Raw genomic sequence first — 24,142 nt, 5'->3', positions numbered from 1 at the left:
CTTTACGTACACCTGACTTTACAAACGCAGCAAGAATCTCAGACGCCATTCAGGCGCGTTTGGTTAAGCCAGCTCAAGCAGAAGAGCCAGCAGCGGGTAAAAAGGGCAAGCGCGGTAAGAACGCTAAGAAGGCGGCCGAGGCAGAACTGGCAGCGGCAGCATCCAAAGAGCCCGCAGAACAATTTACGCAAGTGGTGGATGGCGGCACGGTCGTGGTGAAGGTGCCGGAACTCTACATGGGTAAGGTGCCGGTTTTGATGGCAATGCTCGAAGCATTAGAAGTCAGCCCGGATGTACCCACGAAGGTGGTCATCAACGAGCGCACAGGCACGGTGGTGCTGGGGGGTGACGTAACCTTGAGTCCGGTGGCCATTGCCCACGGCGGCTTAACGGTTGAAGTCAACGAAAGCCAATCAGTCTCGCAACCAGGCGCCTTTTCGCAGGGAGAGACCAAGGTTATCCAAGAAACGGATATTAGAGTCACTGAAGAAGAAGGACAGATTCGGACCGTAGGCCCGAGTACCTCGCTTGGAGAGGTTGTCAGAGCACTCAATGCAATTGGGGCGACGCCAAGAGACTTGGTGGCTATCCTGCAGGCGCTTAAGAGTGCGGGTGCATTGCATGCGGAGCTTGAAATCCAGTGAAATTATTGGACGCCATATCTCCCCAGTCGCGCGACATCCCGGATGCCCCGACAAAGCGCGACGAGATCGATAAAGTTGCGCGTGAATTCGAAGGCCTATTGGTTAACGAACTCTTCAAGGTTATGCGAAAAACCACGGAGTCGAGTTATCTAAGCAATCAGATGGGTAAGAATTTCCAGAGCATGCTCGACCAGGAATATGCTGATATGTCGACCGAGGGTAATGGTTTCGGTCTTTCGGATATGCTGGCTGAACAACTCGGTAATCAAATGTTTGGTCAGGAAACCCGGGGTGAAAAGTTTCTACGTTCCGAGCAATGGGCATTCCCGGTATCGGGAGATGTGAACATCTCTAACGGGCAAAAATTTGGTGCCGACCGTAGCGGTTTGAGGCCGGATGAGTGCGGTGATGGTCACTGTGGTGTGGATTTAGGCCGAGAAGTAGGTACTCCGATCGTAGCGGCCGCCACGGGTAAGATATCCAGGATCAACCGGGATCCATCGGTTGGTGGTGGTATTTATGTCGGAATCTCCCACTTCAATGGTGGGATCGAGACGCGTTATATGCACCTCGATAAGGTAGCCGAAGGCCTTAAATTAGGTGACTCTGTCGAAAAGGGTAGTTATATCGGTGATGTTGGTAATACAGGCCCGAATTCGACTGGAGCTCACTTACACTTCGAAATTTTCGAGAATGGCGTGGATGGGAAGCGCCGATATATCGACCCAGAGCCATATTTGAAGCGCTGGCAGGGCCAAGAACAAGAATTTGAGCAAAAAGGTGAAAATATCTCTCAAGTTAATGTTCACGCGGGCGATGTAGATAAAGACGAGTCTGGAAAGCCTTGCTCCCATGGCGCAGTTAAGCGACATGGTTTAAAGCAGTATCGACTGGGGCTAGCCAGCGGAGGAAAATGATGAAAATCCAGAATGGACCCGCAGACAAAGCTAGAAGAGCACGCAGCGAAGCTGTGGCGGGTGATAAAAGCGGAAAAGCAGGTGCTCAGCGCAGCGGTGGAACATCTGTTAATCGACAGAGTGACCGCGTGGTGCTCAGTGAGCGTCTAGGTTCTCTTGCTGAATCCATTCGGGAGATTTCACGGGTAGATGGTCCCATGGGGGCCAGTGAGGCGAAGCTCGAAGAGCTTAAGGCGGCGATAGAGGCGGGCGACTACCATGTGGATCCCCGAAAGTTAGCAGCATCAATTCTTAACAGTGACTTGGGAATTGAAGAGTAAGAGGTAACGAATGACGGCGGCGCGGGTAATGGCAGAATTTGATGATTTGATGGAGCGGGCAGAAGCCGCAGCCATTGGTCTTAATGGCCCTGAACTCGACATTGTTACGGCTGAAATTGAAGGCTGGTCGCTGAAGTTACAAAAAATGAGTCCGGATAAAGAATTCCTGGTGCATGTAAGAACGGGCATGGTCCGTTTCAGAGAGATATGCAGGTTTGTTGGCGACACAATGCAGGATGCATTTATGAGCGCTACAGCTGGTCCAGGGCACGAAACGAAGAAGATGTACGGGGGCAACGCTAAGTTGGGTTCCCGTAGGGCGGAAGCGGTACTCTTAAGACAGTACGGCTAAGTGGTGAGTCAGCGTTAGGGAGGCATTCAGTGGAATGGTGCTTCTCTGCATTGGAACATTGAAGTTCCAAGCGTTGTTGGGTGAAGGTGGTTTCTATGGGTGGTTTATACGACGCGTTAGGCGTGGGTCTCAATACCCTTGTTTCCCATCAAGCGGGAATCGCGGTCACAGGGCATAACATTGCCAATGTGAACACAGAGGGTTTTCACCGACAAGAAGTTCAAGTCAAGGCTCGCGGAAGCGGTACCTATGGTATCGAAATCGCAAAAGTCCGACGACATACAGACGAGTTTTTGGCTCGTCGTCTCCATGCACAAGAAGGAACTCTAGGTCACTCGAATGCAAGAGCATCCGGGTTGCAATCTGTTGAGGCTGTTGTGGGGAACCAGGGCGAGTTTGGCCTAAGTGCCACTCTAGACCGTTTCTTTGCATCTTGGAGAGAGCTTTCAGTTTTTCCACAAGAGGCAAGTCAGCGAGGCGAGACCTTAACGGCGACCCAAAGCCTGGTGAATGCGGTCCAAAGAATCGATGACACAATTGCCGATGCCCGCGAAGATGCGAATATTGAAATCGGTCGTGTTGTGGGTGAAGTGAATGTTCTAATCGCTGACGTAAGCCGTCTGAACCGTGAAATCGTCGAGAATGAGGCCTACGGTGAAGATGCCAATGAACTCAAAGACCAGCGCGATAACGCGGCCCGTGACCTCGGCGAGTTGATGGGGGCGACAACCACCTACGATGAAGATGGAAGCATCTCTATCCAGCTTGGTGGCGGTGTTAACTTGGTGCAGCGTGACACTACGATTCCACTTGAAGCGCGAAACCGCGATGATGACGGTGATGGCGTCGTGGATTCTCCTTTCTTTGACATTTGGACAAACAGTGGTGTCGACTTCAGTGTAAATGACCGACTTGGCGGAAAGCTTGCTGGCTTATTGCAGCTTCGCGACGTTGATTTAGCTGACCGTGAAAATGAGCTTGATGAATTTGCTTACGACCTTGTAAACGCGACGAATGCTGTTCACGAGGCCAACTTTGACCTCGATGGAAACGCTGGATCCAATTTATTTGATGCCATGACCGAGGTTTCGGGCGCAGCGGAAGCCATCACGATAAACGCAGATATCGAGGACGACGTTGACCTTTTGGCCGCGGCTGATTCAGCAGCAAATGCTCCAGGCAGCGGTGTTGGTGCATTGGCGATGGCACAGATTGAACAGGCCAATATCGCTAGCTCTGGGACACAGACGCTTTCAGAGTCGGCCAACTTACTTCAAACGAACTACCTTTTTAGTCTCCGTGAGGCACTGCATGCAGAGGAAGGGTCAGGGCAGCGTCTAGACCTGCTGGATCAGCTCCGAGAATCTCACAGTGGTGTATCAATTGAAGAAGAGATGATGAGTCTCAGTAAATATCAGCGGGCGTTTCAGGGTGCTTCCAAGGTGATGACTACGGTTGACCAAATGCTTCAAACCCTCATCGGGATGTAGGAGTCATAAATGCTACGAGTTACTGACAACATGATTTTCAACGCTCTCAACCAGAGCGTCATGGTCAATAAGGGTCGCCAAATGCAGGCTCAAGAGGCCGCTACACGTGCGATGGAAGGGACTGCTGACCCGCGTGATCCATTGGCCGTAAGCCGTGTAAACGTGCTTGAATCGACTCTTACGCGTTTAGATACGATGGGCCGCGTAGCATCGGTTGCCGAGCAGGAGCTTTCCGTAACAGAGTCGACAATTGCTGAGTCGGTGCAGGTCGTTAGCCGAATTCAAGAGCTTATGATTTCCTCAGCCAACGAAACGCTAAGCGAAAGCGACCGGATGGCCATCTCTTACGAGGTTACCGAACTCAAAGAACAGTTACTGAGTCTCGCCAATACGCAGGTATCGGGTAGTTTCGTTTTTGGCGGTTATAAGACGGGCAGCGAGCCGTTTACAGCAGCCGGCGTCTACCAGGGGGACAGTGGTCAACGTACGGTTGAAGTTGCACCAGGATTGACCGTTAAGATGAACATTCCGGGCGATGAGATTTTTTCACCTACTGGTGGTGAGAATATCTTTACAGTTTTGAGTGATTTTGAAACGAATCTGCAAAACAATGATCCTGATGCCATTCAGGATTCCATTGGAGCGATAGCCGATTCACACAAGCAATTGATAAACGCACAGAGCACCGCGGGCATTAACTTGAAAACAGTGTTGTCCGGTAAGGACCTAAGAACTGAGATCGAGGCCAACGTGCTGCAGCAGAAGGCAGCCGTGGTGGATGCAGATCCGCATGAGGCTTTCACCAATTTTACCGAGACTCAATACGGGCTCCAGGCCGCTCTGGCTCAGGCGCAAAAGATTATTTCCAGCCTCGATAGCGGTTTCCGGTAACCTTCTGGGATTTCATCCTCCCTTCAAGGTGTGCTAACGTTTTACCCTAAGGGGGACGAGCGCAGCGCTCGCGATTTATGGTTGAAGCATCTACTGAACTTCCATTGATATTACTCGCCGAAGACGACCATACCATCGCGTATGTGGTCCAGCGTGTGCTGGAAGACCAGCAACGCTTCAGGGTAACTTGGGTGAAAGATGGTGAGGCTGCTCTTGAGGCCGCTGAGGAAGAATGCCCGGCTTTATTCCTGCTTGATCTGATGATGCCACGTCGCAACGGTTTTGAGGTTTGCCGTCGTTTGCGCTCGGATGACCGGTTCAAAGATTTACCGATTTGTATCTTAACCGCCTTAACGGACCCACAGGCTCATCAAGCGGCATTAGATGCCGGAGCAAACTTACTCCTGCTTAAACCGTTTCGCTCTCAAGATTTGCGGGAGGCGGTTCGCGGCCTCTTGGATTCTGCCGGGGAATCGTCCGCTCCAGCGGCTCAAAGCCAGGTTGCGGCTTCTGCCGAATCGATTCCGCAGTTGTTGAAGTTGGTTGCGCACGACATGAGAGGACCTCTAACGATATTCAACAGTTCTCTAAGTTTTCTTGAATCCGCAACAGACCCAGCCGAGCGCCTTGAACTCTTTGAGTCATTGCAAGATGCCAGTCAGCGTCTGACTGAAATGGTGAGCGCCGTAGTAGGGGTAAGTGAACGTGAGGATTTGGATGACATGCCTCGTGATAAGCGTGTCGATATTTGTGCGCTGGCCCGGTCAATTGTAGCGGAATACGACGTGACTTTTCGTGCCCGAGAGGTTGAACTCGAGACTCAGATCCCTGATTTAGCCATAGAGTGCATTGGGAACGAACCTATGCTGCGCTGTGCCATAACCAATGCAGTGCTCAATGCGGCAGACTTTAGCCCTCTGGGCGGACGTGCCCGACTCTTGATTACGCGTGACCGAGGAGAATGCTCGATTCGTATTTCCGATGAGGGTCCGGGAATTAATCCTCAGGTCGTAGACCAGCTTTTCGAAACTACGAACTTGGTAACCCTCAAGGCGGACGGCGTTCGTGTTGGAAAAGGTCTTGGTTTGGTTTTGGTGAGGCGTATTTGCCATCTCCATCAAGGGTATGTCGATGTCCGAACCTCGGAAGTGGGCGGGACGGAACTTACCTTAAGTTTCCCGACCGCACAGTCACGAAGTGAGCAGGGCGTGGATTCCGGCTCTGGCGAACTCAGGGTTCCGATTAGAATCAGAATGGTCCTTAAAAAAGAAAACGTGAGTGTAGAAGTTTTCACTCAGGAGCTTGGCCGGATCAGCGCTCTCGTAGAGGCTGGCGGTGCCAATTTACATGGTGTTTTTGAGGTGAGATTGCCGGAATTCCCAACAGCTTTTGCAACAGGCAGGATTGTTGATGATGGCCGGGGCAGTAAAGAATTGGCTTGGGTTGAAGTGAACGCGGGCTTCAACGGTATGCTCGACCAGATCTACAGAACCGTTCCAGGTGCCAACCTCCTCACGTAAACGAACTTTTCGTCAATTCTCCGACAGTATTTAGCTCTAAACTGCAATTTGTCATGAATCTGTCGCAACCTTTATTTCCCCGGAAACCAAAAAAGCCTAATAAAAACAAGTGGCTAGGCTTCGGCTTGGATTTCCCCAAGGTTTGGCACGGTAGCTGCAACGTTATCTGTAGGAAATTAATCATTGGAGGTAGCTGTGACAGATTCAGCTCTAGCAAACCAGATTCAGAAAACCGAGGTTGACCCCAAGCAGCCTGACATTCAAAAGCTTCTAGAAGAGCTTGAAGGTAAGTTGCGGGGTGCCCTTAATGTTCTCAAACCAAGTGTCAACAGTATGTGTGACAACTTGCGCCAGGCCGCTGCAGATATTCGTAAAGATAAGGATGCCACAATGCTGTGGACCACTCTTAACGATATGCAGGTGTTTCTAAGCTTGGTTCAACAGATTTGTTCTTCAGTAGGAACTCAAGGTCCAAAGGTTGTCGCGTTTGACAATGCCCTCGGCGATGCGCTGGGTACATTGGAAACGGTCGTCGTGGACTCCGAGTCTCCGGACGAGGTTGCAGCCTTTATCGAGTCTACTTTGATCGTAGCCCTCGGTAAGTGGGATGCGGCAGAGGACGAATTGCGCGACATCGCGAAAGTTTAATTAAAAAAAAAGAACAAAGCATGGGGTGGTAAGCCGTATTATTCTGCTAACCCTCTGGAATAACTCCACCTTGTGGCTTTAAAGGTTTCTCAAAAAAATCCCTAAAGGTCTTCAGAGCATCGACGATGTTCTGGTGTCGACACAAAATGATTAGTTTGCCCTGGTGGGGTTGGGCTTACAGATTATGTCGACACAAATAAGGCGCATGCATGCGCCGAATAACTTTTTAGGAGAACCTTTATGGCAATTTCAGTTGTAACCAACGTAACTTCGTTACGTGCACAATCAAATTTAAACAAGACAACCCAAGCGATGGCAGGACACATCGAAAAGTTGTCTTCTGGACTTCGTATTAACAAGGCTGGTGATGACGCTGCAGGCAGCGCCATTAGCTCTCAGTTGACTGCTCAAGAGCAGGGATTGAAGCAAGCCAGTCGTAACGCCAACGATGGTGTTAGCCTTATTCAGACCGCTGAAGGCGCTTTGAATGAGATGACAGGTATGGTTCAGCGGATGCGTGAGTTAGCGGTGCAAGCCTCTAACGAAGGTACCATGGATGCTACCGAGCGTGGTTATCTCGACCAAGAATTCCAATTTCTTGAGTCAGAACTCGACCGCGTCGTTAATGTTACAGAATACAATGGTCAAAAGCTTGTTGATGGTAGCGTATCCGCCGGGGTTAGTTTCCAGGTTGGTATGAATAACACTGGTAATGATCGAATCTCTGTTTCGATTGCTAACAGTGGCTCTACTTCGCTCGGTCTTAACGACGAATTATTAACAAGCTCTACCGGTGCTCAGAAAGCAATTGCTGCTCTGGATACCGCGCTTCAAACAATTAACACCAGTCGGGGTACTTTGGGTGCAACCCAAAACCGATTGGAAGCTACTATGAGTAACTTGAGCATTATGCATGAAAATACTGCTTCAGCTAACTCTCGTATCAAGGACGTCGACGTCGCTGAAGAATCAGCAGCGTTTACACGTTCGCAAATCCTATCTCAGGCGGGAACGTCGATGTTGGCTCAGGCTAACTCGTTGCCGCAATCAGCATTGTCGCTGATTGGTTAAGAGTTAGGAATACCAACCCCACCGCCGAAATAGAGGGGTACCTTTGGGTACCCCTCGCTTTGGACGGGGACGGTATTTAGTGGGTGTGGGTGAGAGGAGGCGCCGATGGCGGGCGCGATTAGTTTTTCGGGTCTCGGAAGTGGGATGGATACCAAGTCCATTGTCGATGCCCTGGTAAATGTTGAAAGAGCGCCGATTAATGCGCTGAACAAGAAGAAGCAAAGCCTCTTCAAGCACCAACGTATTTATAAAGAAGTTGGTGACCTACTTAAAAATCTGAACACTGAATCAGAAACGTTAAAAACGAACAAAGATTTTTTCGTATACAAATCGTCCTCATCAAACACTGATTCCCTGAAAGTTAGCGCCGGTGGTGACGCAATTCCGGGTGCTTACGACCTCTACATCGAATCCTTGGCTTCGGCCCAACGTGATTATTCAACGACTCACTCTTCAAAAACCGCTGCTTTAGGCATAGCGGGTACATTCACCATTAAAGTTGCAGAAGGAACCGCCGATGCTACTTCTGTGGATGTAACAGTATCAACAGATATGACTTTAAGTACGTTGGCGAGCGCTATCAACAGTGCATCGGCTGGCGTGACCGCGGGGATTATGTTCGATGGAACGAATTACCGAATGCAGGTCTCTGGTGAGTCAACAGGGGCGTCAAACGCTGTTACCTATGCATACTCAAGCACTACGGGTGATATTCAAACAGCACTGAGTCTCTCCACGGTGAAGAGCTCGTCCGACGCGACCATCTTTATTGACCCTTCCTATACAAACGGTGTGCCTACCGTAGATGGAAGTGGCGACCCTACCACGGGCTTTAAGGTATCGCGAAACAGCAATACGATTACTGATCTATTGCCAGGTATTAATCTCGATTTGACGTCTACGGGCCAATCCACTGTTGAGATCAAGCAGGATGAAGATGGCATCGTCAACGTGGTTGAGAGCTTGCTCGATAAATACAACAGAATTGCCTATCGGTTAACGGATGAGCTGAGCTTCAAAGGTTATCGCGATCCAGGACGTCTGCAGGGTGATATGACTTTGCGTTCATTGCAGTCAGACTTATCGGCACTGGTGGGCAGTCCTGTAGAAAGCCACGGCGGAACCTATAATTCTTTCCCAGTAGTGGGAATCAAGAGTGGTGAAAAAGGTAATCTCGTTCTCGAACGTGATGATTTCCTAGAAGCACTGCGGGAAAAGCCGGCCGAAGTAGCAAAGCTTTTTGTTACCGATTCAGATGCCGGTACCACGGGCATGGCTGACCAATTCGAACAACTTGTTGATAATTACACTCTACTTGGTGAGGGTTCGCTGTGGGTGAAAGATGACAGTATTTCGAAGCAAACCAAGAATATAGATACACGAATAACTACGCTCGAAGGTCGGCTAGATGCATACCGGGAGAGACTTAATAGGCAGTTTTTGCAAATGGAATCGATGGTTCTAAAAATGAATTCACAACAACAATACCTTTCTGCTCTTGGGGCGACATCGACCAATCAAGCTAAGTAGGGTTAACAGTGGAGGACCGTAATGTACGGCGCAAACCTAAATCGTTATAAGAAAAATAAAGTACTGCTATCAGATCCAGGTGAAATCCTGCTCGCTCTTTATGACGGGGCAATTAAGTTTTGTAAGCAAGCCAGAATAGCAATCGAGACTAATAATCCGGCTCAAAAGGGTCAGAAAATTGGTAGCGTCATGGCAATTCTTACAGAACTCTCGGCAACCTTGGACCACGACCGGGCACCGGAGCTGTGTGAAAATCTGGCACGCTTGTATGACTATCTCATCGACCGTCTTCAGGTTGCGAGTAGCGAAATGGACCTTGGTTCGCTGGATGAAGTGACGACCCACCTTGAAAAGCTGCGCGAAACTTGGGGTGAGGCTGTTAGAGTTTCACGTGAAGAGAGTGGCGATGCCGGCTTGCAGGCGAGTGGAAGATAATGACGGATTATCGCCATGAACTTCGAGAGATCTTGGATGGTCTTCTGGCCATTCCAGTTCCCTCAGAAGTTAATATGGAGAATTGGTCTCAGTTTCTAGAGGACCGCCAAGAACTGATTGATGAGATTGAGTTTTTGGTTGATTCCGCTCCAACGCTGGTTCGCGCGTTGTTGATAAGCGAATTTTCCGAGGATTTGAATGAAGCACTCGGGCGTGTTGAGTATGGCTTTACCCAGCTTAAGCTTGAAATGAGCTCGGTCCGCATGGAAATGGAAACGGCCCGAAAGAGCGCCGTCCTGATCCAGCATACCAAAAAATCAAGACCTGAACCCGGTGCCTTGCTGGGTGTCGCTTAAGGCGACCTGTCTAATACGGCTTCTTTTTCTTTCCTCCTCCAGCATAGGGTTGCCGTTTTGCGGCCGTCATGGCATCGATTGCTCATGCGAGCACTTCATTTTCTAACAGTCCTATTGACCTTCCTATTTGGTTTATCTTCCGCGTCCGCAAACGACGTCGAGGTGACGGTGATGAACAAGGTTCTTCACGGCCAGGATAAACCGTCGATCACACTCACTTTCAATAAGGCGGTTCGCGACGCAACAGTCGAATTGAAGGGTATAGGGTCACGCACTCAGCGCTATAAAATTGGTAAGAAGAGAGCGGGGCGAAGCTTTAAGGCAACAATCGATGCGCCGGTAGGCCAGTATGAGGTTCGAGGTAATCTAAGTGTTGTATTTACTGATGGCGCCACCGGTGAGATGCCTCTTCAGTTTGCGGTTGTCGTAGCAGCACCCATGACCATTGAAGTACCTCACGACCGAATCTTTCAGACAGAAGGGCGTGTGGAAGTTCTACTCAATAGGCCCGCCAACTACTGCGATGCGAACGTTCTTTATGAGAATGGTGCGCGGGTTCAGGAACGCACAGTCTTTGAAGGAGCGCAAACCGGAGATTGGTTGAGTGTGCGCTGGCCGATTCCTAAGGCAATGGCCGGACAAGACCATGTGGTTATGAAAATTAAGCTGAATTGCTTTGACGTTGATTATTTTTCCAATGGTATTGAGTTAAGCCCTTGGTGGCTTGAGATTCCCCATGACGATGTTATTTTTTCATCGGGTAGCTCGCTTATTGAGGATGGCGAACGAGCCAAGATAGATGATGTCTTGCCTGAAATTCAAAGTGCTATCGATAAGTTTGGCAAGTTGATTCCACTGGCGCTCTATATCAGTGGCCATACCGATACGGTTGGTGACGCTGGAGCTAATAAAAAGTTAGCACGTCAAAGAGCACAGGCAATTGCTGGCTACTTACAGGCGAATGGTATCCGGGTAAGCCTCCATTATCGTGGTACGGGAGAGACGGAGCTTGCTGTGGAGACGGGCGATAATGTTGATGAGCCGCGCAACCGGCGGGCACGATACATTCTATCCAACGGCGCTCCAGATCGTCATAGCTGGAAGCAGCTTTAGAATACGCCCAAGAGCTTCGCAGCCGATGCCATCACTGCCACAATCAAAAAACGACGAACCCATATTTCGCCCTTATCAAGGGCGAATGAAGCGGCCATCCAAGCTCCGAGGGCTTGCCCAACGGCGAGTGCCAAAGCGGCGTAAAGATGAATTCGGTTGGCTTGCCAGAAAAAGCCCAGAACAAACGGTGTGTAAGCACCAACCAGAATGACTTTGAGGATATTCGCTTTCACGAGGTCCATGCCGCCAATAAAAGTGATACCCGCAATCATGAGGTAACCAACGCCGGCTTGGATAGCGCCGCCGTAGAGCCCAATGATAAAAAACGCAATAAAGCGAATTGGCCGCGGTACCGGTTTGGCGTGCTTCTTGTTCGATTTGGGTTTGAAGATGGCCATGACCACCGCGCCGATGATTGCAAAGCTTAAAAAACGAGTGGTTTCTTGATGGCTGGCATGCGACGCGTAGTGAGCACCAATTAAGGCTCCAAGTGTGCACGGCAAAGCGTAGGGGAGGACCTGTTTCCAGTCGATGGCGCCTTTTTGTTGGTAACGGCTTATGGCGGTGATGTTTTGAACCAAGATGGCAAGCCGGGCAGTTCCATTGGCTACCCCTGCTTCGAGCCCCATAAAAATAGCCATCGGCATCGTAAGCAGTGAGCCACCACCGGCGAGTATATTGATCCAGCCAGCGGCGAAACCTGTAAGAGCCAGAACTAGAAAGTCGAGAAGCCCGAGTACACTGGTGTCCATTTTCCTGTGATGCGGGTGTGCGCGCCGAAAGTCAAGAACTGCGTGCTCCTATCGAATTTCAACGTTCAGGTGACTCAGCAAGTCGTCCTTGATACGACAGAATCAATGGAAGTCGCACACCAATGGATTCGCCTGCGTGGCCGTAGACTCTTGAGCCTGGTCTCGATGGTCGGTGGGCTCTTTCTGCTGATCTATAAAGTCATCCATCGTTTAATCAAAAGGCGCATCGATCTCGGTGAATTTTGGCGTGCTTGTCTTGGGTTTGGTGAACAGTCCATTCCTATCATGATGATGGCGTCGGCATTTACGGGGATGATTTTAGTGCTGCAAGGTGCCGTCTACGTTGAAAAGTATGGCATGCGAAGTTTTGTGGGTTGGTATGTAAGCTTGGCAACGGTGAAGGAAGTAGGGCCGATTCTAATCGCACTTATGTTCAGTGGCCGAGTGGGAGCCAAGAACACCTCGGAGCTAGCTTCGATGAAAGTTGGCGAGCAAATGGATGCGTTACGTGTCTTGGCGCTCGATGTCTATGAGCTGCTGATTGTGCCGAGAGTTGTGGCCATGGTTCTTGCTATGGCTTGCCTGGTGGTACTGGGCGACTTCATGGCCTTGGTTGCGGCCGCTGGTGTGGCGGATGTTCTCTTGGGGATCGATTACCTTACCTTTTACTCAAGTATGGTCTCAAAGTTACAAGTCAGCGATGTCCTCTTAGGGGTCGCGAAGACCGTTTGTTTCGGGGGCCTTATCGCAGTTGTATCCAGTTATTGTGGACTCAATGCCGAACGCGGTGCTCAGGGCGTGGGGCGTGCGGTCAATCAGCAGGTGGTTGGGTCAGCGGTTGCCATCTTTTTAGTGGACTGCATGATTGCATTAGGCGGGAGGCTGCTATGAACCAGTGGCTCCGAGCCGTAGGGCGAACGTCGCTCGATGTTTACCGAGATACGCTTTCTGTCTGGGCTCTTTTTGTGCGTGTTTGTTTACGCTTTCGGGTTACTGAGCCGCGTCTTATTTTGCGACAAGCCTATGAGGCAGGGAATCAGAGTTTGCCTTTTGTTTTATTAACGCTGGGTTTTACTGGGGCCATCATGGTGGTTGAGGCTTGTGTGCAGGGGCAGAAGATTCTGGGCGACCTTTCTATGATTGGTCCGGCGTTTATGAAGCTGTTGGTGCGCGAGTTTGCGCCCACGATATCCGCACTGATGTTGGCCGCTCGATATGGAGCGGGAACTGCCGCGGAAATTGGAACCATGAAAATCAGTGAGCAGGTTGACGCACTTCGGCTGGCTGGAGCTGACGCGCTAACTTACCTGGCCTGCCCGAGGATCCTCGGCGGCACCATCGCGGGCGTGGGCTTAGGCATTTGCGGCGCATGGATAGGGTTTACGTGCGGCGGTTTAGTGGCGCATGGTTTGTTCGATATTGGTATCATGACTTATTTCGATTACGGACAGGTTGGGCTCAACGACGTTTTACTGGGTGTTATCAAATGCGCTTGCTTTGGTTTTGCTGTCCCTTTGATGGCGGTCTTCGCTGGCTTGGGAGCATCGGGCGGTGCACCTGGGGTGGGAAGAGCCACGACTTATGCAGTGATTGGCGGCTCGGTGGCAGTTTTGGCATTGGATTTCCTTCTGGGCCTCTTGGGCTTTTGGCTGCTGCCATGATGCCAGCGCCCATTATATCTTTTCGTAATGTCCATAAGGCATTCGGTGCGCAGAAGGTTCTCGATGGAGTAAGTGTGGATATTTCCGCGGGAAGCGTGCATTTTATTATGGGACGAAGCGGCGCCGGAAAGAGTGTGCTCACCCGTCAGGTGGTCGGGCTCCTGCGGCCAGATGCTGGGGAAGTCTGGGTCGATGGCAGTGAGGTCTCGAGGTTTAACGAGGCTCAATTCATGCCCGTACGTCGAAAGTGCCAGATGATTTTTCAGCACGCGACTTTATTCGAGGCCATGTCTGTGTTGGAAAATGTGGCGATGCCAATTCGGAAGCGAACCGGGCTGAGTGCCTCCGAGGCCGAAGAAAAGGCGGTGGCCTCTTTGCGGAAAGTTCATGTTCAAGACGTCATGAAGCGAATGCCAACCGAACTCGGGGCAGGGGTTAAGAAACGCGTGGCGATAGCTCGTGCGATCGCGCTTGAACCTCAAATCATGCTTTACGATGAGCCAACAACCAGTTTGGACCCGGTGGCCGCAAGACGCACGGACCGTCTGATTCGTGAGATGTCTGAAGAGCTGGGCATCACGTCGATGGTGGTTAGTCACGATTTAAAGAGCTTAGAGTCCATTGCCGATAAGGTCACTTTTCTGGATGCGGGGCAGGTAGCATATGAGGGCACGGCTAAGAATATGCTTGAGTCTCAGGAGCCGGCCCTAAAAAGCTTTGTCGGAGACCCGGCCAAGCGATGGAGACCCAACCCCTGAGCTTGAGTGAAAGATTTTGACATGGTAATTCATTCTTTGACTTGTTGTTGAGGATCGCCATGGCTGACTCGAATATAGAACTGCGCGTAGGCATGTTTGTCGTTGTTTCGGCACTGCTTCTCGGTGGCTTCTTGGTTTTGCTCACGGGCTCTGAGCTTGGCTCACAAAAAACATACTACGTCGATTTTGGTTACTCAGGTGGGCTCCAAATGGGAGCTCCCGTCAAACTAAGCGGCATCAAACTTGGTAAAATAACCGCTATGGAGTTGATTCACCGGGCCGATGGACCTGCCGCCGCGGTGGCATCCAAGGCTGGGCTCGGTCAGCGCTCACCGGCAACAGTCCGGGCACGTGTAAGTTTAGGCGAGCAGGCCGACGGACTCGTCACGGAAGGAGCCAGGGTTCTTGTTGGAATGCAGGGGCTGATTGGTGAACCGTACCTTGAACTCGAGCCAGGGCCTCGTGACGCGCCTCTGCTGCCCGAAGGCACCGCCATTCGGGGTGTGGATGCCATCCGCGCTCATGTGATGTCCCTACAAATTTCAGCGCTTTTAGAGGTGGTGACTGAATTTATCGGAGAAGGTGGGCCCGATGGTGTCGGTAGTCTGGGTACAGCCATTGGTAATTTGGTGCGCCGACTCGATGTTTTGGTAGCTGACCGCGAGGATGAAATTGGTGGAATGCTTACCGATCTGGCTCGCAGCGCGAGGAATTTCAAGGAATTGAGTGAATCTGCGGCTTCGGTGATGACCCGAGAACGGCTAAATGACGTGTTTTCGAGCGGTTCCGCCACTTTATCGGTCGTTAAACAGGAATTACCCGTGATCCTCACTCAAGCCCGTGATACGCTCCGCACCGTGCAAAAGGTCGTAGACCGAGCTGAGGGCTCATTGAGTGACGAGACCATCACGACGATGGTCAAAGACATCCAAAACGCGACCTCAAGACTGGATGCGATGACGCAAGACGGTCAAGCATTGCTTGGCATGATCCAACGAGGCGAAGGCACCGTTGGAGGGTTTGTTCAAGATCCTCAAGTTTATGACGACTTGAAGGAATTGATGCGAGACTTAAAGCGTCATCCTTGGAAAATGTTGTGGAGGGACTAGCCGGTGGCAGTTTCGAGTATATTGACCAAAATGATTGGTCAGAGTTCCGACCCCTTGGTTATCGAGGTCGAAAGAGGGCAGATTCGGCGATTCGCGCAAGCGATCGGTGAAACAAACCCAATCCATTATGACGAAGATGCGGCGAAGTCAGCAGGCTTCCCAGGCATTGTTGCAAGCTGTACCTATGCGTCGGCGATACATTGCTTCGATGATTTTTATGACGAGGTGGGTATCAACCCGCATGCTGTCATGCATCAAGAAGAAGAGTACGAGTATTTTAAGCCCATTTTTGCGGGTGACATACTTAGCGTGGTTCATACGGTATCCAATGTCTATGACAAGCAGGTGCCAAATGGGCAGCTGGTTTTTATCGTCATCGAATCGCGCGGCAACGACAAGCGTGGCAAGACTGTATTTAAGTCCCGCCGTGTTTTGGTCGAGTTGCGAAAGTAGGGAGCAGTAAGCATGGCTAAAAAGCTTGATTTCGAAGGCGCTGACTCGGGTACTCCAATTGAGGGCGTTTCAATTACCGCGCTAAGTCGCGTGACCTTGGCCCGCTTTGCGGGTGCCAGTGACGACTACAATGCGATTCACTTAGACGACAAGGTTGCCAAGGCGTCCGGTAAAGCGTCGGTTTATGCACCGAGTACGTTGGTGATGGCCTACATTGGGCGTATGGTTCAAGCCTCATTGACGGGCGCTTCGCTGCGACGGTATGGGCTTCGGCTTATGAAGTTGTTGTGGCCCGGTGATGTCCTGACCTGCCGCGGCGTGATTGTTGAGACACGCAAGGAAAACAGCGAGTACTTGGTCGACATGGATGTTTGGGCTGACAATCAACGTGGCGAGACTGTAGCTAAAGGCCGGGTGCTGGCGGTGGTTCCTAAAGACGAAGAATCGACTTTGACCAAAGCCTCGGCGGCGACCGGTTTAGTTTACCAAGTGGCTGTGGGTTACGGACCTAGCGGTAAGAAGCTGGCGAAGAAAAAAGTGGCCAAGAAGAAAGTCACGAAGAAAAAGACTTCTAAAAAGACCGCCTAATTTGCTCCTCAACCTGTCTTGGTGAGGGCTTCCCTATACAATTGATTAAATTGCGTCATCGTTTTATCGGTTATCCGTAGACGTTTATGAAAAGACGGAAGAGGGCTCTCGAGAGCCCTTCGTTAATCAGCGTTTACGTTTCTTACGGGCAGCTCGTCCCGCTTTACGCTTTGCTTTTGCTTTTTGCTTTTGCTGAGCACTGCGCTGAGTGCGGCCAGCAGCGGGGGCGCCACCTGGTGCACGCATACCCATTTGGGCCTGCATCTGAGCGATTTGCTCCGGTGTGATACCGGCAGGCATTCCAGGCATTCCGCCTGGCATCCCAGGCATACCACCACCTGGCATTCCCGCAGGCATTCCCGGCATACCACCACCCGGCATTCCTGGCATCCCGCCACCGAGGAGATCCTCAAGTCCGGAGTTTGCCATGCCTTTCATTTTACGCATCTGCCCAAGTTGCTTCATACCGGGTAGGTTCCCGAGAAGTCCTGGGGATGATGCCAAGTTGGCCATCATTCCATGCATCATTGAGAAGCGCTGAACGAGATCCTGAACTTGCTCGGGCTTGCGGCCAGAACCTTTCGCGATTCGGGTGGCTCGGCTCTTATCGATGATTTTTGGGTCGTCACGTTCGGCTTGGGTCATGGATTGAATCATGGATTCCATGATCTTAAACGCATTGTCATCAATCTTAGCGCCGTCTGGAAGGGCATCTCCGAAGATAGGGAACTTTTCATAGATTTCAGAAAGTGATCCAACCTTTTGAATCATCTTGATTTGCGACAGGAAATCTTGGAGCGTGAATTGCCCGCTAAGCATCTTCTTAGCGTCTTTTTCAGCTTGTTTCTCGTCGACGACTTCCTCGAAGTCTTTCATCAAGCCAACGATGTCGCCCATTCCGAGGATTCGTGAAGCCAGTCCCTCAGCCCGAAACTCTTCGAGCTTGTCCATGCCTTCGCCCATACCAAGAAACTTGATAGGCTTGCCGGTGATCTCTTTGATAGACAGTGCGGCACCGCCACGAGCGTCACCATCGAGCTTCGTCATAATGAAGCCCGTGAGGTCTAGCCGGCGGTTAAATTCGGATGCAGTTCGGACGGTGTCTTGTCCAGCCATGGCATCGCAAACGAGGAAAACGTTGTCGGGGTTGGTGCGTTGCTTGATCTCGTCAAGCTCTTGCATCATCGCTTCATCAACTGCCAGGCGTCCGGCGGTATCAAAAATAACAACGTCGCGTTTTTTCTTCTTCGCTTCGCGTAATGCGTCCTGACAAAGCTGAGGCGGTGATAGACCTTCTTTAGCATAAACAGGTACACCGAGTTGCTCACCGAGAACCTTAAGCTGCTCCACGGCGGCAGGGCGGTAAACATCGGCCGCTACCAAGAGCGGCTTACGCTTGTTGGCCAGAAGATATTTAGCGAGCTTACCCGTGGTGGTCGTTTTACCAGTACCTTGAAGGCCCACCATCATAATCGTGGTGAAAGGGCGGCGATAAACAATAGGAGCCGACTCGTGGGGGCCCATCAACTTCTCGAGCTCGTGCTGGCAAATGAGGATAAAGTGCTCGCCTGGCGTTGCACTTACCTTCTTCTTGCCCTTGCTCGTTTCGAGCTGAACAACTTCACCGATCGCACGCTCTTTGACTCGTTTGAGAAAGGTGCGAACCACACCGATTTCAACATCGGCCTCGAGGAGGGAGACGCGGATCTCGCGCACTGCCTCGTTGATATTTGCTTCGGTAAGCTCGGTTTTGCCTGTGAGGGCAGCTTTCGCGCTCTTAAAACCTTTGGAGACAATCTCCAGCATTGAAAAGCTCCTCTTTCCAGTCGTCTAGGACGGGCTTCATATGCTTCCACGGGCCTTCTGTAAAGCGAGCGATACAGGTAACACCCTCCGAAGCGGGCAATTTTGTGTGAATCGACCTAATGGTCGTTTGACGGACGTACACAGGGACACTATGACACGGTGTGGCGATGCGTCTTCGGATTGCCAAGGAGGTTGCTGACTGTGGGTGTCTTGGAGGAAATTATTGAACGAAAACGCCAGGATTTGGCGTTGGCGCGGCAACGGATGCCCGATGCCTTAATGGTTGAACTGGCCAAGACGGGAAGCCCCATTAAAGGATTCTCAGATGCGCTGAAGGCGGCCCAAGGTCCTGGAATTATTGCTGAAATCAAAAGGGCGTCGCCGTCAAAAGGCGTGCTGAGGCCCGGGGATAAGCCCGGCGACTGGGACCCTCTTGCTTTGGCCCGGGCGTACGCCTCAGCTGGCGCGGCGGCTCTCTCGGTATTAACCGACATTCACTCGTTTTGGGGGGATCCGGGATTGGTTGAGGCCTGCAAACAAGCAACCGGACTGCCCGTGATCAGAAAAGATTTCATTATTGATCCTTGGCAAGTGGATGAAAGTCGCCATTTGGGCGCCGACGCTCTTCTTTTAATGGTTCGCTGCCATTCCCGGGAAACTCTAAGTGCCTGTTATGCAAGAACCCGTGAGCTTGGGATGGACGCTTTGGTTGAAGTCCACGAGCCCGAGGAACTTGAGATGGCATTGGAACTCGAGGGTGCAGTGATTGGCGTGAACCATCGCAATCTATCGACACTGGTGCTGGACCCGAGCCGTGCGCTCGATTTACGCAGTGAGATCCCTTCGGATCGCGTAGCGGTCGCTGAAAGTGGTATTTCCACTCCCGAACGATTAGGTGAGTTATGGAACGGCGGATTCCGCTCGTTTCTGATTGGGGGGCATATTGCTGCCTCCGATAACCCAGAAGCAGAGCTTTTGCGATTGATGGCCGGTGCGGATGAAGCTTAGGAAGCCATGGATAAAGGTCTGCGGGATTACCTGCGAAGAAGACCTCGAGGTATTGATCAAAGCGGGAGCAACTGCCGTTGGAATCAATCTATGGGCGAAGAGTCCTCGCAGTGTCACGGCCCAAAGGGCGCTGTCTTTGACCAAGTTAGCTGCGAATAGAATAGAAACGGTCTGGGTTACGGTGGATATGCCGTTGGCTGAACTCAAGGCCTTGGTTGAACAAGGCAATCCAAATTGGGTTCAACTCCATGGTGAACAACCTGCTTCCTACATCGAGGCCCTGGGTCCCCGAGCGTTTTATGCGGTGGGGATTCAAAACGAAGACCATGTTCAAACGGCGTTGCAGGCATCCGGCCCATTTATCTTGGTCGATGCAAGGGACGAAGTTCAAAAGGGTGGTACGGGCAAGTTGGCTCCGCTGGCACTTGCGCAACGCGTGAGTGATGCCCGGGAAATGGTCCTTGCAGGTGGCCTGAATCCCGATAATGTGGGTACTCGGATTGCATCAGTGAGGCCGGCGGGCGTAGATACAGCTTCCGGGGTAGAGTCGTCCCCAGGGCGTAAGGACCCGGTCAAAGTTCGATTATTTTGTGAGCAGGCGCGGCTAGCGTTTGCCCAACTATGAGTTAGGGTAGATTATGTTTGAAGTAGTAGCAGATAGACCTGATGAAAATGGCCGTTACGGCGAGTTTGGTGGACGGTTTGTTCCGGAAATCCTGATGCCCGCAATTTTACAGCTGGAAGAGGCTTACACTGAGGCGAGGTCTGATCCGGAATTCGCAAAACAGTACATGGACCTCTTGAATAAATTAGTGGGCCGTCCGAGTCTTCTCACTTACGCAAGCCGTTTGTCTGAAGAGTATGGCGCCAAAATTTATTTGAAGCGAGAGGACCTCAACCACACGGGTGCTCATAAGATTAATCAAACACTTGGCCAGGCGCTCCTATGTGAGCGGATGGGTAAGAAACGGATTATTGCCGAGACAGGTGCGGGGCAGCATGGCGTTGCAACGGCCACAGCTTGTGCAATCTTTGGTTTAGAGTGCATCGTTTATATGGGCTCGGAAGATATCCGGCGCCAAGCTTTGAACGTAGAGCGAATGCGTATGTTGGGCGCCAAGGTTGTGTCTGTCGAAACGGGAACTTGCACCCTTAAGGATGCAATGAACGAAGCCATGCGCGATTGGGTGTCCAATGTTGATACGACCCATTATTTGGTTGGTTCAGCGGCGGGACCACACCCTTATCCAATGATGGTTCGTGATCTGCAAGCAATCATAGGCGAGGAAGCACGTCAGCAAATGATTGACCAGCATGGCTCCTTGCCTGATTTTGTAACGGCGTGCGTCGGCGGCGGTTCAAACGCTATCGGTTTGTTTCATAGTTTCGTTAAGGACGAAGCAGTGAAGCTTGTTGGTGCAGAAGCGGCGGGTCATGGACTCGATACTGTCGACCATTCAGCTTCTCTCACAAAGGGACAGCTTGGAATTCTGCACGGGTCAAGAACACTGGTGCTGCAGGCCAATGAAGGTCAGGTTGCGCCGCCGCATTCAGTGGCAGCCGGGTTAGATTATCCTGCAGTTGGACCTGAGCACTGCTGGCTTCAAAAGACGGGTCGAGCCTCTTACGTTGGTATTGACGATGATGAGGCTGTGGCCGCTCTAAAAATCTTGGCCCGAACAGAAGGTATCATCTGTGCGTTGGAGACGGCTCATGCAGTTGCATGTGCTATTAACCTAGCGAAGGAAAACCCGGGTTCATCCATTTTGGTCGGTATCTCGGGGCGCGGTGATAAGGATATGATGGAACTTCGACGTTTCCTAAGTGAGAAAGAGGACCAAGCCGATGAGTAGGTTAAAACCAACATTTGCTCGCTTAAAGGCAGAGAATCGCAAGGCGCTGGTTATTTATATGACTGCTTGTGACCCCGACTTGGAAACTTCTGTAGCAGCAGCGAAGGCCTGTATTGATGGCGGAGCCGATATTCTAGAGGTGGGTGTACCATTTTCAGATCCATTGGCCGACGGCCCAGTGATTCAACGGGCAATGATTCGTGCGCTTGAAGGCGGTGCAACTTTCGAGAAGTCATTGGAGTTGGTTCGCCAAGTTCGTGCTTACAATGCCGATATTCCGATTGTTTTGTTTGGCTACAGCAACCCCTTTTTATGGCCGGGGTTTGAGAAGTCGTGCGACATGGCTAAAGACGCTGGGGCGGATGGCTTTTTGGTTGTGGACTTGCCACCGGAAGAAGCTGGCGAGTGCCGTGACGCGGTACATAAGCGCGACATGGATTGGATAAGTCTAATTGCTCCAAGTTCGGGAGACGTCCGGGCCAAGAATATTGCATCTCAGGCGACCGGTTTTCTCTATATGATTTCGATGCTGGGTGTAACCGGCGGTGCGCTGAAGAGTACTGCTGGGGCAGAGGCAATGATTGCCGCAGCAAAATCAGTGAGCGACTTACCGTGCTGCTTGGGCTTTGGGGTACGTGACGCCACCAGTGCTGCTGCGGCTGCTCGAATTGCTGATGGGGTGGTCGTTGGTTCAGCTGTTGTGAAGGAGTTAGAAGCGGGTATGGCTTCTGGCGATGGTCCCAAGAGGGTTCTTGAGCTGGTTCGTAAATTGCGAGCCGGTGTCGACTCCGTTCAAGCGTAACGAGACAATAGAAAAATATGACAAATATCGATAGTGCTGCAAAACGCGACAAACCGAAGAGGGGAATCGTTCTGGCCGGCGGGGGTGCCCGCGGCGCCTACGAGGTTGGTGTCCTTTCCTACATCTGTCAGGAATTACCTCGCGGTCTTATTAAACCAGGGGATATCAATATTATATGTGGTAGTTCTGTAGGAGCTATTCATGCTTGTTTTTTGGCTGGCTCGGCCCACATTGATGGTTTTGATATTGAGCGACTCGTAGACTCTTGGCGCGAAATGCGAATCGAGAACATGCTCAAGCTACGTGCTCGGGACATGGTAAAGTTGCCATTCGAGTTCAAGAAGCTTTTCAGTGGAAGCCCTCAACGCAAGGGTCTATTGCTTAATTCCCGCGCTCTCCAAGATCTCGTCGTTCGAGATATGCCGTGGGCGCAGGTTCGATACAATGTGCGATCCAGCGTGGTTGAGGCACTGGCCTTAAGTGCAACCCATGTCAAAAGTGGTAAGTCGACGATTTTTGTCGACCGGGCCGATGGTGGTTTACCATCGTGGTCTCGTGATCCAAGGACGATTGCGACCGCTACGCGAATCACGCCGCAGCATGCATTGGCATCCGCAGCGATCCCGATTTTGTTCCCAGCAATTAATATCAATGGTTCCTACTACTGCGATGGCGGTGTCCGGCAGAATACACCGTTATCCCCGGCGCTGCGTTTAGGCGCTGATAGAGTTTTGGTGGTCGGTCTTCGCGGTGAAGATCCGCCGACTCAGCCGCTTGAGCATATGGAAGGCGGCAGTGAATCTTACCCAGGCCCAATGTTTTTGATGGGTAAGATGGCCGACAGTATCATGCTTGACCGGCTTGAGTACGACCTTAAGCGCCTGGAGGGCTTCAATATGCTCTTACAGGATGGCCAGAGGGTCTATGGCGACTCGTTCGTGGACCAAATCAATACATCGGCCGTGAAGATGCGCGGCGCCCGATATCGCGAAGTTGGTACAGTGGTGATTCGGCCTTCGAGAGATTTGGGTGCGATGGCTCACGAGTTTATCGATGTCTTTACGGAGAAACTCGGAGGCGTCTCTGGTTTACTCTTCGACTTCATGTCTGATGCAGAGGCACTCGGGGAATCGGATTTACTGAGCTATTTGATGTTTGATGGCCGGCTCGCTACGGCTATGATTGAACTCGGTAAAGCAGATGCGGACGCTTCCCGCAAAGAGTTGATTGAGTTCTTCAAAGACTGATTCATCCTAAACAGTTGAAGTGGGCCAGCTGGGCCATGCGCTGCGAGTAAGCGGTGTTTTTATTGATGAGTGAGGATTCAATGGCTTTAAGAGCATGGGTTACGGGGGGCAGCCGAGGCATTGGATGCGCAATAGCATTGCAGCTGGCCGATGACGGGTACGATGTTACCATTACCTACCAAAGCAACAAAGAGAAGGCAGATGCGGTTGTCGCCATGATTCAAGGCAAGGGTCAGGCAGCTCGAGCCGTGGCCTTTAACGTGGGTGATGCTGAAGAAGCCGATGCCGCCGTGAAGGACATGCTTGAGGAAGACGGCGTGCCGCATGTTCTCGTCAATAACGCAGGTGTTACACGCGATGGGCTTTTTGCTCGAATGAAACGAAGCGGTTGGCAGGACGTGATCGACGTGAACCTCGGTGGGTTCTTTGCGCTTACCCAGCCAGTGATTCGCAAAATGCTAAAAGAGAGAGCAGGTCGCATTATTAATATAACGTCCGTTTCAGGAGAACGCGGGAATCCTGGTCAGGTAAATTATGCAGCCAGTAAGGCTGGGATAATCGGCGCCACGAAGGCCTTGGCACTGGAAGTTGCAAAGCGCGGAATTACTGTGAATGCGGTGTCGCCCGGTTTTATCGATACAGATATGTCTAAAGGGATCGACGCTGATGAAATGGCGAAAATGATTCCTGCGGGTCGCCTCGGGACGCCGGAAGATGTAGCCAGTGTGGTTTCTTTTCTCGCTTCAGCTGGCGCAGGCTATGTTACTGGGCAGGTTATTGGTGTAAACGGGGGCCTGTACACCTAAGTCCGGTGTTGG

Annotated in this window: 27 protein-coding genes; 25 read left to right on the top strand and 2 right to left on the bottom strand. The window is 51.4% G+C overall.

Annotated features, from left to right (window positions below; translation table 11 throughout):
• From HOK28_14025 to HOK28_13965, 13 genes are all read left to right on the top strand, one after another.
• On the top strand, positions 1-644 hold a 644-nt coding region (locus HOK28_14025; protein MBT6434212.1), incomplete at its 5' end, for a flagellar basal body P-ring protein FlgI.
• Positions 645-805: 161 nt separating this feature from the next.
• Positions 806-1,561: a peptidoglycan DD-metalloendopeptidase family protein gene (locus HOK28_14020; protein MBT6434211.1), complete on the top strand. Its 756-nt coding sequence runs from the start codon at positions 806-808 to the stop codon at positions 1,559-1,561.
• Positions 1,561-1,881 carry a flagellar biosynthesis anti-sigma factor FlgM gene (gene flgM / locus HOK28_14015; protein ID MBT6434210.1) on the top strand — a complete coding sequence of 107 codons (321 nt, stop codon included), beginning with the start codon at positions 1,561-1,563 and terminating at the stop codon, positions 1,879-1,881. Before HOK28_14020 ends, flgM begins: the two co-directional genes overlap by 1 nt.
• Positions 1,882-1,909: 28 nt before the next feature.
• Positions 1,910-2,233, top strand: coding sequence for a hypothetical protein (locus tag HOK28_14010; protein ID MBT6434209.1), 324 nt, complete (start codon positions 1,910-1,912; stop codon positions 2,231-2,233).
• A 95-nt stretch (positions 2,234-2,328) separates the two neighbouring features.
• Positions 2,329-3,723: a flagellar hook-associated protein FlgK gene (flgK, locus tag HOK28_14005; protein MBT6434208.1), complete on the top strand. Its 1,395-nt coding sequence runs from the start codon at positions 2,329-2,331 to the stop codon at positions 3,721-3,723.
• A 9-nt stretch (positions 3,724-3,732) separates the two neighbouring features.
• A complete protein-coding gene (flgL, locus tag HOK28_14000; GenBank protein MBT6434207.1) occupies positions 3,733-4,614 on the top strand; it encodes a flagellar hook-associated protein FlgL in 882 nt (293 codons plus the stop codon).
• Between the two features lie 77 nt (positions 4,615-4,691).
• Positions 4,692-6,134, top strand: coding sequence for a hybrid sensor histidine kinase/response regulator (locus HOK28_13995; protein MBT6434206.1), 1,443 nt, complete (start codon positions 4,692-4,694; stop codon positions 6,132-6,134).
• 195 nt (positions 6,135-6,329) lie between these two features.
• Entirely contained in the window at positions 6,330-6,782 is a 453-nt protein-coding gene (locus HOK28_13990; GenBank protein MBT6434205.1) for a hypothetical protein, read from the top strand.
• A 240-nt stretch (positions 6,783-7,022) separates the two neighbouring features.
• The gene (locus HOK28_13985; GenBank protein MBT6434204.1) at positions 7,023-7,853 is read left to right on the top strand and encodes a flagellin FliC; all 831 of its coding nucleotides are present in this window, start codon (positions 7,023-7,025) and stop codon (positions 7,851-7,853) included.
• Between the two features lie 105 nt (positions 7,854-7,958).
• Positions 7,959-9,383, top strand: coding sequence for a flagellar filament capping protein FliD (fliD, locus tag HOK28_13980; GenBank protein MBT6434203.1), 1,425 nt, complete (start codon positions 7,959-7,961; stop codon positions 9,381-9,383).
• Positions 9,384-9,404: 21 nt separating this feature from the next.
• Positions 9,405-9,818, top strand: coding sequence for a flagellar export chaperone FliS (gene fliS, locus HOK28_13975; protein ID MBT6434202.1), 414 nt, complete (start codon positions 9,405-9,407; stop codon positions 9,816-9,818).
• Positions 9,818-10,174 (top strand): hypothetical protein, encoded by a 357-nt coding sequence (locus HOK28_13970; GenBank protein ID MBT6434201.1) that lies wholly within the window; start codon positions 9,818-9,820, stop codon positions 10,172-10,174. The genes fliS and HOK28_13970 overlap by 1 nt, the downstream gene beginning before the upstream one ends.
• A 171-nt stretch (positions 10,175-10,345) precedes the next feature.
• On the top strand, positions 10,346-11,287 hold the full coding sequence (locus HOK28_13965) for an OmpA family protein (protein MBT6434200.1): 942 nt from the start codon (positions 10,346-10,348) through the stop codon (positions 11,285-11,287).
• Here the strand turns inward: HOK28_13965 and HOK28_13960 are convergent.
• Positions 11,284-12,039 carry a sulfite exporter TauE/SafE family protein gene (locus HOK28_13960; GenBank protein MBT6434199.1) on the bottom strand — a complete coding sequence of 252 codons (756 nt, stop codon included), beginning with the start codon at positions 12,037-12,039 and terminating at the stop codon, positions 11,284-11,286. The genes HOK28_13965 and HOK28_13960 overlap by 4 nt on opposite strands.
• Before the next feature lie 42 nt (positions 12,040-12,081).
• On the opposite strand from HOK28_13960, the gene HOK28_13955 reads away from it, so the two are divergent.
• From HOK28_13955 to HOK28_13930, 6 genes are read left to right on the top strand one after another with little or no spacing between them, the layout of a single operon-like run.
• Positions 12,082-12,930: an ABC transporter permease gene (locus HOK28_13955; GenBank protein MBT6434198.1), complete on the top strand. Its 849-nt coding sequence runs from the start codon at positions 12,082-12,084 to the stop codon at positions 12,928-12,930.
• On the top strand, positions 12,927-13,700 hold the full coding sequence (locus HOK28_13950) for an ABC transporter permease (protein ID MBT6434197.1): 774 nt from the start codon (positions 12,927-12,929) through the stop codon (positions 13,698-13,700). Before HOK28_13955 ends, HOK28_13950 begins: the two co-directional genes overlap by 4 nt.
• A complete protein-coding gene (locus HOK28_13945) occupies positions 13,697-14,458 on the top strand; it encodes an ATP-binding cassette domain-containing protein (GenBank protein ID MBT6434196.1) in 762 nt (253 codons plus the stop codon). Before HOK28_13950 ends, HOK28_13945 begins: the two co-directional genes overlap by 4 nt.
• Before the next feature lie 59 nt (positions 14,459-14,517).
• Positions 14,518-15,567 (top strand): MCE family protein, encoded by a 1,050-nt coding sequence (locus tag HOK28_13940; protein ID MBT6434195.1) that lies wholly within the window; start codon positions 14,518-14,520, stop codon positions 15,565-15,567.
• A 3-nt stretch (positions 15,568-15,570) separates the two neighbouring features.
• Complete coding sequence (locus HOK28_13935) at positions 15,571-16,020, top strand: MaoC family dehydratase (protein ID MBT6434194.1); 450 nt, start codon at positions 15,571-15,573, stop codon at positions 16,018-16,020.
• 12 nt (positions 16,021-16,032) lie between these two features.
• A complete protein-coding gene (locus HOK28_13930) occupies positions 16,033-16,608 on the top strand; it encodes a hypothetical protein (GenBank protein MBT6434193.1) in 576 nt (191 codons plus the stop codon).
• A 126-nt stretch (positions 16,609-16,734) separates the two neighbouring features.
• Here the strand turns inward: HOK28_13930 and ffh are convergent, their stop codons facing one another.
• Positions 16,735-18,414, bottom strand: coding sequence for a signal recognition particle protein (gene ffh, locus HOK28_13925; GenBank protein MBT6434192.1), 1,680 nt, complete (start codon positions 18,412-18,414; stop codon positions 16,735-16,737).
• Positions 18,415-18,615: 201 nt separating this feature from the next.
• On the opposite strand from ffh, the gene HOK28_13920 reads away from it, so the two are divergent.
• The 6 genes from HOK28_13920 to fabG all read left to right on the top strand — a co-directional run bounded on the left by HOK28_13920 (position 18,616) and on the right by fabG (position 24,130).
• Entirely contained in the window at positions 18,616-19,422 is an 807-nt protein-coding gene (locus HOK28_13920) for an indole-3-glycerol-phosphate synthase (GenBank protein ID MBT6434191.1), read from the top strand.
• Positions 19,412-20,047 (top strand): phosphoribosylanthranilate isomerase, encoded by a 636-nt coding sequence (locus HOK28_13915; protein ID MBT6434190.1) that lies wholly within the window; start codon positions 19,412-19,414, stop codon positions 20,045-20,047. The genes HOK28_13920 and HOK28_13915 overlap by 11 nt, the downstream gene beginning before the upstream one ends.
• A 13-nt stretch (positions 20,048-20,060) precedes the next feature.
• The gene (trpB, locus tag HOK28_13910) at positions 20,061-21,275 is read left to right on the top strand and encodes a tryptophan synthase subunit beta (protein MBT6434189.1); all 1,215 of its coding nucleotides are present in this window, start codon (positions 20,061-20,063) and stop codon (positions 21,273-21,275) included.
• Positions 21,268-22,077 (top strand): tryptophan synthase subunit alpha, encoded by an 810-nt coding sequence (locus HOK28_13905; GenBank protein MBT6434188.1) that lies wholly within the window; start codon positions 21,268-21,270, stop codon positions 22,075-22,077. The genes trpB and HOK28_13905 overlap by 8 nt, the downstream gene beginning before the upstream one ends.
• 17 nt (positions 22,078-22,094) lie before the next feature.
• Positions 22,095-23,324, top strand: coding sequence for a patatin-like phospholipase family protein (locus tag HOK28_13900; protein MBT6434187.1), 1,230 nt, complete (start codon positions 22,095-22,097; stop codon positions 23,322-23,324).
• 80 nt (positions 23,325-23,404) lie between these two features.
• Complete coding sequence (fabG, locus tag HOK28_13895; GenBank protein MBT6434186.1) at positions 23,405-24,130, top strand: 3-oxoacyl-ACP reductase FabG; 726 nt, start codon at positions 23,405-23,407, stop codon at positions 24,128-24,130.
• Positions 24,131-24,142 lie beyond the last annotated feature (12 nt).

It is taken from the genome of Deltaproteobacteria bacterium, from assembly GCA_018668695.1.
Lineage (GTDB): Bacteria > Myxococcota > XYA12-FULL-58-9 > XYA12-FULL-58-9 > JABJBS01 > JABJBS01.
This window is presented reverse-complemented; position numbering and strand designations above follow the sequence as displayed.

What these genes read in the sequence shown, in the direction of transcription:
- trpB (MBT6434189.1), top strand. Translation starts at nt 20,061, where the DNA reads ATGTTTGAAGTAGTAGCAGATAGACCTGATGAAAATGGCCGTTACGGC.
- HOK28_13900 (MBT6434187.1), top strand. Translation starts at nt 22,095, where the DNA reads ATGACAAATATCGATAGTGCTGCAAAACGCGACAAACCGAAGAGGGGA.
- fliS (MBT6434202.1), top strand. Translation starts at nt 9,405, where the DNA reads ATGTACGGCGCAAACCTAAATCGTTATAAGAAAAATAAAGTACTGCTA.
- HOK28_13930 (MBT6434193.1), top strand. Translation starts at nt 16,033, where the DNA reads ATGGCTAAAAAGCTTGATTTCGAAGGCGCTGACTCGGGTACTCCAATT.
- HOK28_13940 (MBT6434195.1), top strand. Translation starts at nt 14,518, where the DNA reads ATGGCTGACTCGAATATAGAACTGCGCGTAGGCATGTTTGTCGTTGTT.
- HOK28_13945 (MBT6434196.1), top strand. Translation starts at nt 13,697, where the DNA reads ATGATGCCAGCGCCCATTATATCTTTTCGTAATGTCCATAAGGCATTC.
- HOK28_13950 (MBT6434197.1), top strand. Translation starts at nt 12,927, where the DNA reads ATGAACCAGTGGCTCCGAGCCGTAGGGCGAACGTCGCTCGATGTTTAC.
- ffh (MBT6434192.1), bottom strand. Translation starts at nt 18,414, where the DNA reads ATGCTGGAGATTGTCTCCAAAGGTTTTAAGAGCGCGAAAGCTGCCCTC.
- fabG (MBT6434186.1), top strand. Translation starts at nt 23,405, where the DNA reads ATGGCTTTAAGAGCATGGGTTACGGGGGGCAGCCGAGGCATTGGATGC.
- HOK28_13985 (MBT6434204.1), top strand. Translation starts at nt 7,023, where the DNA reads ATGGCAATTTCAGTTGTAACCAACGTAACTTCGTTACGTGCACAATCA.
- HOK28_13915 (MBT6434190.1), top strand. Translation starts at nt 19,412, where the DNA reads ATGAAGCTTAGGAAGCCATGGATAAAGGTCTGCGGGATTACCTGCGAA.
- fliD (MBT6434203.1), top strand. Translation starts at nt 7,959, where the DNA reads ATGGCGGGCGCGATTAGTTTTTCGGGTCTCGGAAGTGGGATGGATACC.
- flgM (MBT6434210.1), top strand. Translation starts at nt 1,561, where the DNA reads ATGAAAATCCAGAATGGACCCGCAGACAAAGCTAGAAGAGCACGCAGC.
- HOK28_14010 (MBT6434209.1), top strand. Translation starts at nt 1,910, where the DNA reads ATGGCAGAATTTGATGATTTGATGGAGCGGGCAGAAGCCGCAGCCATT.
- HOK28_13970 (MBT6434201.1), top strand. Translation starts at nt 9,818, where the DNA reads ATGACGGATTATCGCCATGAACTTCGAGAGATCTTGGATGGTCTTCTG.
- flgK (MBT6434208.1), top strand. Translation starts at nt 2,329, where the DNA reads ATGGGTGGTTTATACGACGCGTTAGGCGTGGGTCTCAATACCCTTGTT.
- HOK28_13995 (MBT6434206.1), top strand. Translation starts at nt 4,692, where the DNA reads ATGGTTGAAGCATCTACTGAACTTCCATTGATATTACTCGCCGAAGAC.
- flgL (MBT6434207.1), top strand. Translation starts at nt 3,733, where the DNA reads ATGCTACGAGTTACTGACAACATGATTTTCAACGCTCTCAACCAGAGC.
- HOK28_13960 (MBT6434199.1), bottom strand. Translation starts at nt 12,039, where the DNA reads ATGGACACCAGTGTACTCGGGCTTCTCGACTTTCTAGTTCTGGCTCTT.
- HOK28_13905 (MBT6434188.1), top strand. Translation starts at nt 21,268, where the DNA reads ATGAGTAGGTTAAAACCAACATTTGCTCGCTTAAAGGCAGAGAATCGC.
- HOK28_14020 (MBT6434211.1), top strand. Translation starts at nt 806, where the DNA reads ATGGGTAAGAATTTCCAGAGCATGCTCGACCAGGAATATGCTGATATG.
- HOK28_13965 (MBT6434200.1), top strand. Translation starts at nt 10,346, where the DNA reads ATGAACAAGGTTCTTCACGGCCAGGATAAACCGTCGATCACACTCACT.